2 protein-coding genes are annotated in these 17,501 nt (G+C 69.7%); both read right to left on the bottom strand.

What is annotated here, in order from left to right; translation table 11 throughout:
* Positions 1-2 precede the first annotated feature (2 nt).
* The gene (locus tag VGI12_01685; protein ID HEY2431354.1) at positions 3-11,564 is read right to left on the bottom strand and encodes an Ig-like domain-containing protein; all 11,562 of its coding nucleotides are present in this window, start codon (positions 11,562-11,564) and stop codon (positions 3-5) included.
* On the bottom strand, positions 11,561-17,501 hold a 5,941-nt coding region (locus VGI12_01680; protein ID HEY2431353.1), incomplete at its 5' end, for a S8 family serine peptidase. The genes VGI12_01685 and VGI12_01680, both read right to left, overlap by 4 nt.

Genomic DNA, 17,501 nt, shown 5'->3' with positions numbered 1-17,501 from the left:
TGCTACGAACCGATACGGATCCCGATCACCGGCGCGGTGATCGCCGGCCGGTCCGAGGCCGGTGGATTCCCGACGACGACAAGGAGTTCCTCGACCGTTCCATCAAAGGCGAACCGAAGGACGGCGGTGCCCACGGCCCCGCTCGTGAACAGATCGACCGGCACCGCGACCGTGCCGGCCGTCAGCGTCGTCGTCGCGCTTGCGCCGGCGCCGAGTCCGACGACAGCCGGATTGCTCGAGGTGATGACCACCGTCGTCGAAGCCGCTTGCGCGGTAGCCAGCAGCTGGACGCCGAGGCGGGCCGCGAGCGGCGCGCCCTGGGCAACCAGCACCCGGCCCACCTGCGCCGACGGAATCACGCTCAATCCGACCGGCGGCGCCATCGTCACCGGCTGCACGTCGGGCGATTGCCCGCCGACCACGACGACGACTTGCCGCTGGGTCGTGCCGGCCGTCAGCGTCAGCGTGGCCGACCCGGCATGTCCGGTCGCGAACGAGAGCTGCAGGACCTGGCTTCCCGCGGCAATCGACGGATTCGAGGCCGTGATCGTGACGATCGTCGGATCGCCGCTCGTCACCGTGACGGACTGCTGCACCGCGGCCGGCGCCTCGAGCAGCACGATGCCGACGGAGACGGAGCCGCCGGCTGCGGCGAACACGCGGCCCGCAACAGGTAGCGCGGGCGATGCGATGCCGACCGGCGAGGCCAGCGCAAGCGGCGTGCGTCCGGGCTCTTGCGCGCCGACGACCACCGTCAAAGAGCGGACCTCGTTACCGACGTGGAGCAGAAGGGTCGCGATGCCGTTCGAGAAGGTGGTGATGGTCAATACCGTCACGGACGACCCGGGTTGCACGGCTGTGGCGGTTGCCGTCGCAATGGCAGCGTTGGAGGAGGTCACGGCGACGGGCACCGCGTTGGCTCCTCCGTTGATCGAGGAGAGCGCTTGCAGGGTGATCGTAGACGTCCGCCCCGTTGCGATCACGACCTGGCCGGCGGACGGAGCGGCCGTCACGCTGAGGCCGACTGGAGCTGCGGTGACAATCGGCCCGCTGCCGGCCGGCGGCGTGCCCACACGCACGACCACCGACCACACCTCGGTGCCGACTCGAATGATGAGCGTTGCCACGCCATCGCGGCCGGCGACGATGGTCAGCAGCGCTACGGACTGTCCGGGCAGCAGATCCGGCGCCGTTGCGGTAGCCACGCTCGGGTCGCTGCTGGAGATGTCGACCGGCACCGGCGCGTTTCCCGACAGCGGTTGTGCCAACACGGTGATGGCCAGCGTGCGCGCGGCTGAACCGCTTGCCAGCAGCACGTCAGCCGCGCGCCGAGGCATCGTGGCGGCGACGCCGACCGGCGAGGCGACCGCGTCGATCGTCTGGCCATGGACCGGATCGCTGACCGAGACGACGACCAGAGCCACGCCGCGCTCGGAAGTTGCCACGATCGACGTGTTTCCGGCGGCGCTGCCGGCGGCGACCGGATCCCACGGACACGCGCTGCAGGCCGTCACCGCGACGGTGGCCGACGTCTGTCCCGCGGGAATCGTCATCGACGGCGCGGCGACTGACACCACGCGCGGGTCGACCGGCGCCAGCGCGATGACGAGATCCTGAGCGGCCGGCTCGTCGAGCTCCAGCCGGATGGCGCCGACGGCGCCGCGCGCGAGGCCCAGGATCGCGGGGACGGGCTGGATGCGCGTGACCACCGTCACCGTCTTCTCGGCGTGCGCGATCTCGACACCTTGCGCGTTTCTTGCGCTGGCGGTGATCGTCAGCGAGCCCGACGCCGTTCGCGCCGGCACGTTGAAGCCGACACTGAAGGGTGACGCCGAAGCCGTGCCGATGTCGGTTCCGCCGACAGTGAAGACGACCTGCGCGACCTGCAGCGACGCGCTGGCGCCGGCGGCGATTTCGATGCGGTCGCCCTCGACGATCTGGGCGCCGCTCGGTGACGTGATTGCGAAGGCGCCGGTCGTGAAGGTCACCTGTACCGGCGCCGGCAGCGGGTCGCCGCCCGGTGTGGCGAGCGCGTTTCCGGCGAGATCGGCGATCCCGGCTGACAGCTGTGCCACGACGGTGGCGTTGAAGGGCAGGGCGGCCGATGGCGTGAACGTGACGATGCGTCCACCGCTCGAGAACGCGAACGTTCCCGTGATCGGGGTCCCGCCGATGGCCACCGCGAACGTCTGCGCTGTGACGCTGTCAGGACTGATCGGCTCGCTGAAGGTAGCGGCGATCGGTGTCGTCGCCGCCACCCCCACGGTGCCGTCAGCCGGGTTGACGCTGTCGAGGAACGGGTGCGTCGTATCCGGTGAGGAGGTATGGAACGTCGACCCGAACGCCGCGAGATGATTGCCGGCGCGGTCCAGGATGGTATCGGCTGCCGAGACGGTGATCGCGGTGTTGACGGGCAGCGAGGCTGCCGGCGCGATGGTGACAGTGCGTCCATCAGCGGTGAGCGACACGGATGCCGCGACGCTGACCCCCGACCGGGCGAGCCGCACCGCGGCCGCCGACACGGTCGAGGCGTCGAGCGGCTCCGAGAACGTCAGCACGATCGACGCAGCCGGGTCGACGCCGGTGGCGCCGTCGGCGGGGACGACCGCTTGTACGGTTGGCGCGACAACGTCGAGGACGGTCAGCGAGACGGCGGCGGCGCTGCCCGTATTGCCGGCGGCGTCTCGGGCGACGGCCGACAGCGTCAGCGCGCCGCCGGTTGCCGGCGGAGTGGGGATCGTCACGCTGAACGTCGCCGTCGTCGAACCGGCCGGCGGTTGCACCGATCGGCTCTCGAGACCGGCGGCGGCGCCCGACCAGGCAAGATCGATCGCGGTCACGGCGACGTTGTCACTCGCCGACACGGAAACCGTCACCGGCGAGCGCGGATCGATGGTCGAGTTCGCCGCGGGCGAGACGATCGATACCACGGGAGCCGCCGTGTCGCGCACCTCCACCGATCGCGTCGCCACGGCACTGCTGATGCCGGCGGCGTCGACCGCCTGGGCCGAAAACACGAACGCGCCCGCGGTCGGTCCGGCGGGAACCGATACCGTGAACTGTGCATCGACCGACGCCGCGGTCGTTACGGTGCGTGTCTCGGACGCCGATACGCTGCCGTTCGTGCTGAAGATCAGCCGGCTGACGCCGGTATCGTCGGTCGCGTGCACCGTAAACGCGACGCTCTGGCCGGGGTTGATCTGAGTGCCGGCTGGCGGCGAGACGATGGCGATGGCCGGCGGCTGCGAATCGCCGACGGTGAGCGTCAGGCTGGCAGGGGCGCTGGCATTGCCGGCCGCATCTCGAGCGGTGACGACCACCGTGATCATTCCCGCGTTGGGCAGCGACGCGGGAATCGGCAAGGCCAGGAGCGCGGTTCCTGACGTCACCGCCGGGGTGACCGGAACAGTGCCCGAAGTGACGAGAGCGCCCGACGACTGGTAGGCGAGCGAGGTGACCCCGATCGCGTCCGACACCGTCGCCCTCAACGTCGCGGTCGATCCCGGAACGACGCGCAGCGAGCCGCTGACCGCGTCGAGCGCAGACAGCAGGGGCGCCACCTGATCGGGCACGAGCAGCGTCCGACTCGTCTCGGTCACGTTGCCGGACGTGTCCGTCGCGCGAATCAGTATGCCGATCGATGGCCCGTCGACAGCCGCCGGCACGTCGAGCGAGAACGTCTGGCGCGTCGCCGGCAGCGCCGGCTGAATCGGTCGAAGCCCGCATCCGGCAAGCGCCGGCGTGCAGATGACGTTGACGCTGGCCACGGCCACGTCGTCGGTGGCATCGACGAGGAGCGCGACCGTCTGCCCCGGCAGGACGACGGCGTTGTTCACCGGAGTGAGGACGGTAAGGACAGGGCGATGGCCATCTCCGACTGTCAGCTGGAGGCGCGCCGTGGCGCTCGCTGTCTCAGCGCTGTCGATGGCCACAGCTTGCACCGTGAAGACACCCCCCGACGGCGCATCGGCCGGAACCGGCACGCTGAAACGGGCCACGAACGACGACACCGGTGCATCCGGCGGTCGCGTTTCGCTATAGGCGGCGACGCCCACCGCCGACAGCACCACGCGAGCGATGCTGTCGTCATCCTGCGCCGTGGCCTCGAACTCTATCGAGCTGCCTGGCAGGATCGCGGCGCTGGGATCGACCGCACGCAGCGTGATGGTCGGCGGAGCGTTGGCGAGCACGTCGACGCGCTCCGTGACGGCCGACGACCGATTGCCGAATTCGTCGATCGCGACAGCCGACACCGTCAAGGATCCGGCCGCCGGCAGCGTCGTGGTGACCGCGAACGGGGCGGTCGTGGCGACGAGCGGGACGGTGCCGGCGAGGTATTCGACTCGCCGGGCATCAGTGCCCGGAATGATGGGCGTGATCGTGAGCTGCGATCCGGCGCGGTGGCTGCCGGTTATCTGCAGGGCGGTGATGATGGGCGCGATGGTGTCGAGCGTGTCGAACGCGATCGTCGCGGAGCCGACGGCGAGCGGATTCCCCGCCACATCGGCGACGCCGCTGAGGGTGGCGACGTAGGTCGTGTTGGCGTGAAGCAGCGCGACCGGCGAGAACGTCACGGCCGTGTTGCCGGCTGTCAGCGCCGTCTGGCCGGCGACGAGCGTTCCCGAACTGTCGCGAATCTGGAGGATCGCGGTCGCCACCGGTTCGGAGAAGCTGACGCGCACGCCCGACTCGAGCGCGACCTGGCGCTCGCCCGCTGCGGGGCTGCTGCCGACGATCGTCGGTGGAATGACATCGCGGGTGGTAAACGTGCTGACGGACGAATCGAGCAGCGGCAAGCCAGCGCCGGCATCCTTTGGCCCGTCCTGGCCGCCTCTTACGATGACGGTGTAACGCGCATCGCTGCGCAGCGGCTGGACGGGCGTCATCGTCACGGTGCGTCCGTCCGCGGAGAAGACCGGGGCTGACATTGCGACAGCCGTCGCGCCGTCCATCAGCGCGAGGTTGCCCGTCGGGCTGGTTGTCACGGTTGCGGCCGCGATCGCCTCGTCGAACGTCACGCTGACCGCGGTGGCGACGGCCACGCCTGATGCTCGGTCCACCGGATTCACCGAGACCACGCGCGGTCCGGCGTTATCGAGCACCAGATCGCCGAGGTCGAGTCGCGCGCCGGGAGTCACGAGCGCGTTCGACACGTTGCGCACCCCGTTGCTGACGACCTCGAAGGCGGACACGGTGAACGGGCCGAGGGGAATGCCGGCGAACGAAAACGTTCCATCGAGCGCGGCGATCGCCTGTGCCACGCCGCTCTGCAGTGTCGACTGTGGTGTGAAGCGGAGCGTCACAATCGCGTGCGCCGCGGGTGTGCTGCCATCGGGCAGCAGCACGCGGCCGCTCACGGCGCCGCTGGCGCCGAGCCTCACCGTTAACGCGGCCGCGCCGCCGGCGGCGGCAAGCGCCCCGTCGGCTCGGCCGGCCAGCGCGGCAGACTCGGCGATTGCTGCCACCGCCCCGACCGGGACGCTCGGGAACGTCACGTCGCCGTTCGCGCCAGTGAACGCAATCGCCGTCGACGCCAGGGGGCTCGGCGCCGAGCCGGCGTCGGCACCGGCGGCGTTCAACGTGACCTTGGCGCTCGCGACGCGGGTGACGCCGTCCGCGGCGACGACCGTCACGCTGATGCTGCCGGCGCCGCGGAACGCGATGACCGACTCCACGGTGGCGCCACGCACCGAGAGTTTCGCGTTGCCATAGCCGCCGTCGCCGGTGTCGGACAGCGATCGTGCCACGACCTGGTAGTCGCCGAGCGGCAGGAGGTCGAAAGTGAACGTCCCGTCGGGGTTGCCCGCCGCGCTCCGCGCGAACGTGCCTCGGCTGACGGCGATCATGGCGTTCGGCACCGGTTCGCCCGCCGCCGACCTGACGATGACGTGCAGCGCGCCGAACGGCGAGAGCGCGACCGTCACGTCGATGCTCTGCCCCTCGCTATCGATGCGGCCCGACGCAGTGCCTTCGAACCCGCCGACCGGGTCACGCGCAGTCATGGTGAAGGTGGCGGCCGGCACGCCCTCGAACTGGAACGTACCGTCGTCGCGCGTCGTCGCCTGAAGATCGGTCGCGACGAAGCTGTTGCTCACGAGACGGACGGTCGCGCCGGCGACCGTCGTCGTGCCATCCGCCTGCACGACCACACCCGTCACCGTGCCGCGCGGGAGCTGCAGGACGGTGACCTCCACGGTCTGCCCTTCGAAGATGATCGCGTCGGTCGCACGCCCGAGACGACCGGTCGCGGGATCTCCGGCCTCCACGGTGAACGCTCCGACCGGAATCGCGAGCAGTTCGAATCGGCCGGAGGCGTCGGTCGTGGCGAACGCCCGAAGCGCGCCGGCGGTCAGCGCGACCTGCGCGAAGGGAATCGGCAGTTGACCATCGGCCGACATGAACCGGCCGGTCACACGTCCGGACGGCGTAATCGTGACCACCGCCGGCAGGTCCGAGTCGCGTACCACGTCGCCGCTGGCGCGTCCCGTCAGGCCGGTGACGGCTTCCTCCGCGCGGATTGCCAACGGTCCTTCCGAGACGTTGGTGAACCGCAGGCTGCCGGCTGCGTCGGTGACGCCGTTCAACTTGTCGAAGGGGAACGTGCCGCGTTCGAGCGTCACGGCGGCGCCGACGACCGGTGCGCCGGTCGTCCGCCGAACCGCAACCGTGACGGTGCCCAGTCCGAGCAACTGCAATTCGACCTGGGCGGTCTGGCCCGCCGCGACGAGCACGCTGGCGCGGCCGCGATAACCCGTGCTGGTCGCAGCGGTGACCTGATACAGGCCAGCCGGGATCGGCAGCGCGCTCACGAACCGGCCGTCGGCATCGGTGAGCACCGTCAGATCGCCAAATCCGATCGCCACCGGCGTTCCGGCCGGCGCCGGCGCGCCGCCGGGCAGGAGCACACGGCCGGCGATGGTGCCGTTCGTTTCCGCAGCGCCTGGGAATTGCACGACCAGATCGGTCATGTTCGGCGCGGTGGTGGTCAGTTGGCCACGGACCTGCGCGATCACGGGGCTGAACGGCTGTGCGGCCTCGACGGTGAAGTCGCCACCGCGAACGCCGGCCGTCTGGAACGTCGTGAGGTCGAAACGCGGGATCTGTGAGAAGTCGAACCGGCCGGTTGCCGGGTCGGTGTTCATCCGCCCGAGCTCGGCGATCGTCGGAAAGCCGGTGAGCGAGACGGCGAGTCCGGTGACGCGGGTGGTCGCGCCGGCGGGGCGCCCGGCCGCGTCGAGCGTCCGACCGCCGACGGCCCCCTGTGCCAGGAATTGCACATCCGAGGCGATGGTGGTCGAATCCTGAAAGAGTTGCACCCGGGTCCAGCCGAAGCCGCCGAGCGGCGCGACGCCGAGCCCCGTCAGCGGGGTGTCGTCGACGGACATGAATGTCTGCACCGCGTGCGTGTAGGCGGCGAGCACCGCGTTGACGTCGCTCGGCGGCGCCGCAACCTGTGGGAGATCCCCTGGCACATCGCCCGACGTGAACGCGCTTTGCGGGTCGAGACCATGGGTCGTCATGAAATCGATCAGCGCATCGCGCGACGGACCGGGCGCCTGGATCAGATAGTCACCCAATGGCAGGTCGGGGAAGGTGTAGACGCCGCTGTCGTTGGCGAACACGAAGGTATAGCCGTCGATCGCCGGAATGCGGACGGTCGCGCGCGGCACCGGGGCGCCGGCGGCATCGAGGACGCGTCCGGTGATCGTCGCTCGCGCTTCGAGCGTGATCGCCGCCCGCACCGTCTGGCCGGGCAGCACCGTGACGTCAACGCTGCCGCGCCGGCGGGTCACGGGATCGCCCGCCTCCAGCGTCCGCCGGCCGCCCGGCACCCCTTCCAGACGGAAGAATCCGTTCACGTCGGTCGTGACGAGCGCGAGCCCGCCGCTGACCAGCGCTCCCGGCTGCGGCAGCCCCGCCGCGTTGAAGACGACGCCTTCGACGGCGCCAACCGCTTCGAGCACGATGCTCACCGAAGTGGTGAGGCGGGCGGTCACGGAGGCGCTCGTGACGCCGAGCTCCTGCGTCCCGGTGTCGAGCGCGACGACGTCATAGTTCCCTTGCGGCAGGCCGCGGCCGAACGCGAACGTCCCGGCGGCGTCGGCGGTCGTCTGGTCGAACGCCTGGACCAATCCGCTGTCGCGGTCGTAGCGCCCGACGTAGACGGCGAAGCCCGCTCCGGGCGTCGCGCCGTCGCCCAGGAAAACTCGACCGACGAGGTGGCCGAGCGTGTCGGAGGGCGCCGAGAGCACGACGTCCTTCACGGCCAGCGCTCCGGCGGTCGGCAGCACGCCGGTCGTCTCTCCCAGGCGGCCGGCTTGATCGGACGCCGTCAACGTGAACACGCCGACTGGCACGCCGGTGAAGACGAACTCGCCGAGCGCATTGGTCTGCGATTGGAAGCCGCCGAGGCCCAGGACGGAGCCAGGCAGGAGCGCGACGGGAGCGTTGGCGATCGGTGTCGCCCCGTCACCTGCGAGGACCCGGCCGCGCACCGAGCCGCGGCCCGTGAACGTGGGATTGAGCAGCAGCTGTTCACCCGGCGCTCTGATCCGGGCGGTCAGCGTCGTCACGTCCAGGGTGACTGGCTGCTGCGCCTGGAGCACGAGATTGCCCAGCCGCGGCACGAAATCAAAATCGAACCCGCCGTTCTGATCGGTCTGGATTGTCGACACGTCGAACGCAGAGGGGCTGACGCTGACGGTCAGCTTGAGCGTACTGGCCGGCACGCCGCTGCCGTCGGCGTTTCGCACCTGCCCGAAGACGTGCGCACCGTCGGTGAGGCGCATCAGGATGGCATGCGATGCGGCTCCGAGCGGATGCCCTCTGAGATCGGTGACGCCGGTCACCGTCAGGTCTCGGGCCACGAGGGAACCGATCGGGCGCTGGAGGTACAAATACACGACACGCTGGCTTGACTGCAGCCGGGCGCCGATCACGGAGTTCGACGCGATCGCGTAGTTGGTCTTGAGCTCCGCCGCGTCGGCGCTGACCGGCTTGTCGAAGAGCACGGCGACCAGCAGTCCGTAGGTCGCCGGGTCGCTCAGGTCGCCACCCGACTCGCGCGCCGCCGACAGGAGCTGCTCTGCCGCAAGCAGCTTGGGGGGCTCCTCGACGATCGAGCTCTGCTCGGCGCCGCGCTGCGCGTCGGCGATGCCGTCGCCGTTGGTGTCGATGGAGAGCACCGGGACGGCGGTGCTCGACAGATCGACGTCGACGCGCGCCACTCCTCCTACCGCAAGGGGCACCGCCGCGAACCGCCACTGCGTCAGCTGGCCGGCCGCGGGCCCTGGGACGACCACCCCCAGGTCGAAGTTGCCGGCGGACCGCGCCGTCATCTCGACCGTGTAGCGGTCGGCTGCCGGGATGCCGTCGACTACGAAGCGCGTGTCGGGGGCAGACGTCGGAAGCGCCAGCGCCGCAGCTGACGCGAGCGTTCGCACCATTCCGCCCGGGCCCTGACCCGCGGCGGTGCCGTCGCTGCGCGAAACCGTGAGCAAGGGCGCCGGTTGCGAAGCCGCAGCCGCGGCGATCGCCGAGAGGTGAGGCGCGCGTCCGGCGGTGGCAATGGCGAACGCCCGCTGATAGTCGAGGGCACCCGGGCGTGATGCATCCGACGCGACCGCGGACGCGATTTCGTCAACGAACCCAGCCCCGGCCTCCGTCGTCCGCAGCAGTTGATCGAATCCGTCGTCGGCCCCGGCATTGCCGAGCCAGTCGAGCAGGAGATCGCGCACGACGGTCGAGAGCGGCTCACCGAAGCCGATCCGCTCGCCCGCCTCGGCGAGCGCGACGGCGCGATCGACGACCGTCTGCCGCTTGACGAAGAGCACGTCTGGCGGCAGGGCGGCGGCGGGAGCGGTCGCGATGCTGAAGGCCTGGCCGAGCACGCGCTGCGCCGCCGCGACGAGGCTGGCCGGCAGGGCGTCCGCGCTGCGCGGCAGCACGATGGCGTTCGGCGCCAGGGGGGCGCCACGTTCGTCGACGCCGGTCGTCAGCTCGATCGCGCCGCCGGCCGATGCGTTGCCGGTAAACGAAGTGAACGTGACGTCGCCGGTCTTCTGGGCGATCAGCGTGAACGTCGCCGTGCGCGCCTCTCCGGGCGCAATCGTGTCGAACGCGACAGTGGCGTCGGACACGAGCTGGGCGCCGGAAATGCCGTTCGGTTCCAGGTTGAGGCGGACGAGGTTGGCGGCGCTTTGCGAGGTGTTCGTCACCGTCGCGAAGAGGTCGTAGCGCTCGCCGGCCCGGATCGTCCGCGGATGCGCGAGCGTCACGGAAAACGTTGGATTGCGGACGAAGACCGCGCCTGCCGCGGCGCCGACGACGTCGATCGGTCCGGAGGGCAGCCCGAAGAGCGTCGCGTGAATGCTGAGGTCGAAGACGTGCGACCCTTCCTGCAGACCCTCGACGAGGAACTCTCCTTCGCCGCTGCGCTGCGGGGTGATCGCGGCGATGTCGTCCGCGGTGCCAGTCTTGCCGTCGGGGCCTGGTTGCACGATAGCCACCGTCGGTTGAACACCGATGCCGTTGACCCGCGCCAGCCGCAACGGATCGTCCCCCGGCTGATCGTAGCTGCCGGCGACGTGGTCGAGGCCCGTCGGCAGGACGATTTGCGCCGTCGCGTCCCGCAGCTCGAGCGGCGTGCCGTCTGGCGCGACGTTGGTGACGACGAGGAGAACCGAGAAGAACTGGTTGAGAAATGCGACGTTTCCCGGTATGACGACGAGCCCCGTCAGAGGCGGAATGTCGAGCGGGGGGACGCCGCCGTCGTCGGGGACGACGGGAAAGAACGGCAGCGCCGCGATCGAGAAGTTGAGCCCCGGCCGATCGAATTGCGGCGGCAGCGACGTCTCGGTGGCGCGCAGCGATTGATTGAGGGCGGTCAGCTGCTGCACGATCGACGCCTGCGTCGGCCGCTGTCGCAGGAATTCGGGCGTCGGCAGCGCGGCCGGCACGCTGATCGTGAACGGCGTGCCGTCGATATTGAAGGCGACCTGAAAACTCACCGCCTTGAAATTGGCCTCGTCGATGACGATCCCCTTGCCGCGAATCTCGTCGAGCGACAGCGGCCGCGAGGTGACACTGGTGACGAAGACTTCGGAAATGACCTTGATCGGGATCGTGCTGACGGCGTGTCCGTCCGTGGCCGTCGCGTCGAGCAGCGGCTGCCCGTCCTTGGTCAACCTGATTCCGTCGAGGAAGTAGTCGCCCGGCAGCGCGAACGGCGGCAGCGGAATCGGTTGTCCCGGCCTCGCCACGATGCGGGTCGGCGTCAAGGATGGCCCCCGCAGCTCGGCTTCGACCAGCGCGCCTTCCGTGAGCGTGTCGATGGCGGCCTTGGTCTCGGCGCCGCTTCCCGGCGGCAGCACCAGCGAGGTGTTGATCTGGGTGGCGATGTTCTTCGGCACGGTGAGCGCGGGCGGATCGACCACGAGACGCACGCCGACGATGTCGAACCGCAGCTGGGCGAGCGCTGGCGCCTGCGCGAAGCAGTCGGCGGACGCCGTCACCAGGGCCGCGGCGACTGCCAGCGATCGCACTGAAAGCCGTGCGGTCGTCATCGCTGCGCCCCCTTGCGCACGGGTTCCTCGGCCGCGGGGGACGGCGGAGCGCGTGCCGGCGCGGGCGCCGGCGGCGTGCCTGCCGGCAGGACGAACCGCAGGTGTGGCACCGGCGCCGACGCCTCGAGGCCAGCGGCCGGCGGCGCCGGGCAATCGCAGACACTGATCTGACCGCTGCCATGGCCCGCTCCCATGCCGTCGATCGTCACGTCGACCGTGACCGCGGTCGACCCGGCGGTGTTCTGGTGGATAACGTGCTGATCGAACGCGGCCGTGTCGCCGAGCCGAAGGATGGCGGTGTCAGCAATGCCGTAGGTGACGGCAACGAATGGGCCGCGATCATTCGGCACGTCGAACTCAATGCGCAGATCGGCGACCGAGACGCCGGTCGCCGTCGGCGTTGCCGTGCCGGAGATGTCGAAGCGGAACACGCCGGATTTCGACACGGCAATTGCCGGTGCGCGGCCGACCGCGAATTCGTCCGGCATGGTCTCCTGAAGGAACGTGGCGGTGTCGGCGAAGCCCGACGGCAGTTGCAGCACGGCCGCCGTCGGCGCGACGAGCGCGCGTGCGCGCAGCGAAGGACCGGGTGTCGGCGCGTCGGTCCGCCGGATCTCGAGAACCGACGGGTCGACACGGACGCTCTCGATCGCCGGCAGACTCCACACCAGGACGCCGTCGCTCCGCCGGCCGAAGCCGCCGAGATCGAGCGTCCCTGTGACGACGGCGAGGCCGGACACGTTGCTGGCGATGCGGCCGCTGAAGAAGCCGCCCTGCTGGACGAAGGCGGTCGGGGTGTCGGAGGTGGCCAGCGCGAGATCGGTGCTGAGGAACGGCGTGTCGGGGCCTTCCAGCAGACCCGTGAGCGCCTGCGCGTTGCGCCACGTCGCCGTCGCGCCGAGCGGTGACAGGTTGTGGCGGATGGCGTCCTGGAACGGCGCCTCAATCGACAGATCGCCCGGCGCGGCGCGCAGGACATCCATCAGATCGCTGAGGTGAATCGTGCCGCCGCCGGCGTACTGCAGCACGACATCGTCGAGATAGATCTGGCCGTCGTCATCGATGAACCGGCTGTCGTGCGGTTCGATGACGAGCGGTGCGTTGGTGCCCTTGCCGAAGGTCAGCACCACTTCATCGCCGAGCGTGTGCTGCTCGGCCGCCGATTCCGCGGCGAGCGGTTCGAGGGCGATCTTCTTGACCGTGAAGCCGGCGAGCACAAGTGTCGGCCGTGAGGTGACGCCATCGTCGGCGGCGGTCAGGACCTCGAGCCCTGGCTGGGTTGCGCTGACGCGCCCGGACGGATCGACGGTGGCGCCAGGAATGATTCCGAAGGGACCGGTTTGCGTCTGTCCCGGTGCCAGCGACGCCGCGAGCTTCTGCTGGATGGCGGCGGCGAGCGCCAGGCCCGGGGCGTGATTGCCAACGAGGTTGTACGAAGCGCTGGTGGTCACGTCGCGATCGGCTGCTCCCGGCTGGTGCAGGGTCGCGCTGATGCGGGCTGTCCCGGGGGCCGTGCCGATCGCCAGGATGACCGGGCCGAGCGTGAGCGTTTCCGGCACGATCGGACCGGTTGGCTGATCGAAGCGAACATCGATCGACGCGCGCGAGACCTCGTCGGTGCCTCTGAACAGCGCGACGACCACCTGATAACGATGACCCTGCTTCGGGCCGTTGGGCGCCGCCGGAAACAGTCCGCCGAACTGCGCCGCCATGGCGTGCGCCTGCAGCTGCTCGGGCGTGAGCGAGCGGCCCTGCGTGTTGATCTCCGTCGGCAGGCCATTGCTGTCGAGCTGATCGAGATCGAGCACCAGCATCTTGAACTCGTCGATCAGCGGGTCGCGCCAGGTCACGTGCACCGGGCTGTCGAGACTGACGTGGGTGCCGCTGCGCGGCGTCTCGAACATTACATATGGCTGGATCGCGACACCTCGCGGTTCGCTGAACCGCGTCGGCGTCGTGCCGTCCTTGTAGCCGAAGACTCGCGTCACGGCGTCGATGGCGCAGCGCGGTTCGGGCTCGTCGGTGCCGGGCTGCATCGAGACGGTGTTGCAGATTGGAATCCGCGAGAAGTACGGACGCGGTCTGCCGTCGTCATCGGACACCGTCGCGTCGATGTGTGCGTCGAGATCGCGGGTGATCGCGGCGTCGTCGATGAAGCTGATGGCGCCGCCGCCACGGTCGAACGAAATCGGCTGTCCGGGTTGGTACGACGTTCCGTCTGGCGCGACGATGGTATTTCCGCCGGCGTAGGTGAACCCGAGCGCCAGCAGGGGTTCACGCGCGTGCACCGGGTCGTTGACGAAATCGGGCACCACCGCGTCGACCTGGGTTGGCAGATCGCGCCCGGCGTGCGTGGCGACCGCGAACCGGCCATTCTGCGCGTAGACCAGCGCCGACGTGAAGAGCAGCGCCTCGTCCGGGCTCGGAACGACCAGGCCCGAGTCGCCCGAGGCGAACGTGCCGCGATCGGGCCATGTGAACGGGCCGATGGGGATCGACGGTGTCACGCCGACCAGCGCCTGGAACAGATTGGCGGGAAGCGCAGCGAACGCCGCGTTCGGCGGCGTCAGCCGGCGGAACTGCCCCTGCGAGAAAAGGTCGAGCACGCCGAAGTTGCCGCTCTGACCGAAGGCGACGAGCGCCCGTGTGTTCGCCAGCGGACCCGATCCGCCGCCCGGGCTCAGCGCCACGGCCATGGGCCGTTTGGCAAACACCTCCGGTTGGGAGAATTGCGTGACGATCAGCCCGGTGTCGGCGTCGGTGACGATGTTCCCAGGCGGGCGGACGTTCCAGCCGACCACCACTTCCGAGGGGAAGAGCCAGCTCTCCTGGCCGCCATTGGCCATGTCGAACGCCGCAGTGAATCCCGGCGCCACGATGAGCCCGACGCCGCCCTGCGCCTGCTGGAGAAATTCGCGAGCCATCGAGTTCGACAGCGTGCTGCCGATGTCGGCGGAGGTATTGATGGCGTTCAGCGTTCCGGCGATGCCGGCGCTCCCCGCGGTCTCGGCCGCGATCCCGAATCCTGCGCCGCCGACCAGTTCTCCGTAGCCCGCGAGGCCGAGGGCCTCGGGGCCGGCTGCCAGCACCTGTTCGTAACCGCCGTTGAACATGTAGACGTAGCGGTTGTCGTGCCCGACCGCGACCGCGAATGGTTCGTCGCCCTGTCCGACGCTCCCGGGGCTCGACATTTCGAGCGTCGCCGAGGACGTCAGATAGGCCGTGAGGTCGGATTGCAGGCCGAAGATGCCGGGCTGTTCGTCCTTGAACAGATCGACACTGACTGGAACGATGCCGCCGGGCTGGTTCCCGCCGCCGCCGCCGGTCATGAACGCGGCATACAGCGTGGTTCCGTCGGGAGACAGCGTCAGCGCGCTGATTTCGGTGCCGGGACGCGCTTTGTTCTGGACGCCGTCCTCGACCGCCTTTTGGACGTCGTGCAGACGGTTGGCCAGCTCGTAGACCGGCCGCGAGTCGGCGCGCTGCCGGAAGGCGGCCGGCAAGTCCATGTAAGTGCGCACCACTTTGGCGTCGATCGTATTGATGACGACGAGGCTGTCGTTGGCGCCGACGTAGAGCAGGTAGCCGTCGCGCGAGACCACCATCGGCGCGTACTTCCGGACCGTTACCGCCCCTGGTGTGAGGGGCGACGGCACTCGTGGGAAGGTGGCGCCGCTCAGTGGAATGAAGTCGATCGCCCGCTCGGACTGAGTGCTGATGATCATGATCCCGTCGCCGAGGTCGTTCGGCGAGAGGGCGCGCACCAGGACGTAGATCTGCTCGCCGGCCGGCGACATCGCGACGCCCAGCGGATTGATCGCCTCCAGCGCGACGCCCTGCTTGGTGAGGGTCAGCGGGATCACCCGATCGGGCACCGCAGGAATCCTCGGCTTTCCCGTCAACGGATCGATCTCGAGCGCCACAACGACACCGCGATCGCGGTCCGCGACATAGACAGCTTCGTGCTGCGTCGTGGGGAGGACGGCTCGGACCGCGCCGAGCGCGTCGATCTGCCCCATCGGTCCGGGCTGCCACTGCAAGCCCAGATCGTCGCTGGTGTTCACCAGCAGGCTCCTCAGGTCCGACGGCGACAGGTCGCTCGTGCCGCGCACCGCCAGCAGCAGTGCGGCGATCGAAGATACGATCGGTGCCGCGGCCGAGGTGCCGCCGACCGTTCCATAGCCGTCTGGGGTGACGACGAACACGTCGCTGCCGGGGGCGGCGATGGTGACGGCGGGCCCGCAGTTGGAGGCTCCCACAAACCCCGTCGTTTCGGTGGTGCCGACGGTCAGAGTGGTCGAGGGATCGCACGTGGTTCCGGCGAACGCGCCGTCGATCGTTTTCGCGCCGCCGAAGATCGAGCGCGAACCAGGGTCGTTGAGCACGGCCGTCGCCCCGACTGTCACCACGTTGTCGAGCTGGAGCGACAGGTTCGCGGGCGCAGCGAACCTCGCGTCGATACCGTGATTGCCCGCGGCTATGACCGCCAGCGTCTTTGGCATCCCCTGCAGATACTGCTTGGAGCTGGCGGCGTCGGCGTCCGCGTCGGCGAGCGTGGCGTGGGCCGCCGAATAGCTCATGTTGATGACGTCGACCTGCCGCCGCCCGGCGTCGAGCAGCGCCGCCAGCTCCGCATCCTGATCGATCCCGTCAGCGCCGGACGCGGCACGGTAGGCGAGCACGCGATAGGGTGGCTCCCCCGGCGCGAACAGGCTGTTCAACGCGCCGCCCGCACCAGGCACGCCGCTGTTCACGGCTGCGATGATGCTGGTGACCTCGGTGCCGTGATCGCCCGCATCGCTGTATGCGGACGTGGATGGCAAAGGGTTCCCGGGAAGGCTCGATCCGCCTTCGGTCGAGATGAAATTGACGACCAGCGCGCCTTGCGCGTCGGTGAACTCGCTGGCGACGAGGTCGTCCGGTGGATGGAAACCGGTATCCAGGACCGCCACCGTCACCGGCCGCAGCGGGTCCGATGCGAGTCCGCTCAGCGAGACGTCGAACGGCGGGGTGCTCCGAATGGCGAGGATCGCGTTGAAGACGAGCGCCATGGAGGCGGCGAGACCGATCGGGTGCTGCTGGCCGTCGGCGTAGGAGGCGTTTCCGGCGGCGTCGAAGGTGATGGGGCCCTGCACCACGGGTCGCAGTACGTCGTAGCTGACGCGATCGACGAGCGCCGCGCCGCGCAGCTGCTGCCGCGTCGCGTCGAGGCTGCGGAGCGAGGTCCGTCCGGCGAACCGGAACACGTACCCGTTGAATTCCGGAAGCACGCCAGACACCGACGCCCCGACCTGCGCAGCGAGCGTGTCGACGTCGGCCCGCGTTGCGGCCGGATCGAAATGGACGATGAGCCGCTCGAGATCGACCTGCACACCAAGGGCGGGGTGCAGGCGATGCTGGCGCGGAGCGGCATCGACGACGATGGGCGGGAGAGGCGTCGCGTTCCCAGCGGCAAATGCCGGACCAGTCGCCTGCAGCGAGCGCACCGCGACGCGGATCGGTCCGTCGATCGCGTTGGCCGGCACCACCACATCCAGCCGGGTGGCGGTCGCCGCCACGATCCGCGCGGCGATGCCGCCGAAGAAGACGAGATTCTGAGTTGCATCCGTGCTGAACCCGCGTCCGGCAATGACCACCGGCGTGCCGGGGCCGCCGTTCAGCGGCGTCACGCCCTGCACGACCACCGGCGCCTGATTAAAGTCGGCCGCAACCGTGTAGGTGACGGACGCGCCGGCGTCAATCTGGACGTAAGTTGCGCCGGCGGTAACCGCCTGGGTCGCGCGCGCCGACGGCGACGTCAGCGCAACGCGCTGCAGCAACGCGCCGTCCGCCGAGAGGAACGACAGGGCGAGCGTGTCCGGCGGCGCGGTAGCGGTCGACACGGTGACCACCGCCGTGCCGTCGGTGGTCGAATCGAGCTCATAGACGTCGCGCACG

The organism is Vicinamibacterales bacterium, from assembly GCA_036496585.1.
Classification (GTDB): Bacteria; Acidobacteriota; Vicinamibacteria; order Vicinamibacterales; family 2-12-FULL-66-21; genus JAICSD01.
The sequence above is the reverse complement of the archived record's forward strand: the minus strand, read 5'-3'. Positions and strand labels throughout refer to the sequence as shown.

What these genes read in the sequence shown, in the direction of transcription:
- VGI12_01685 (HEY2431354.1), bottom strand. Translation starts at nt 11,564, where the DNA reads ATGACGACCGCACGGCTTTCAGTGCGATCGCTGGCAGTCGCCGCGGCC.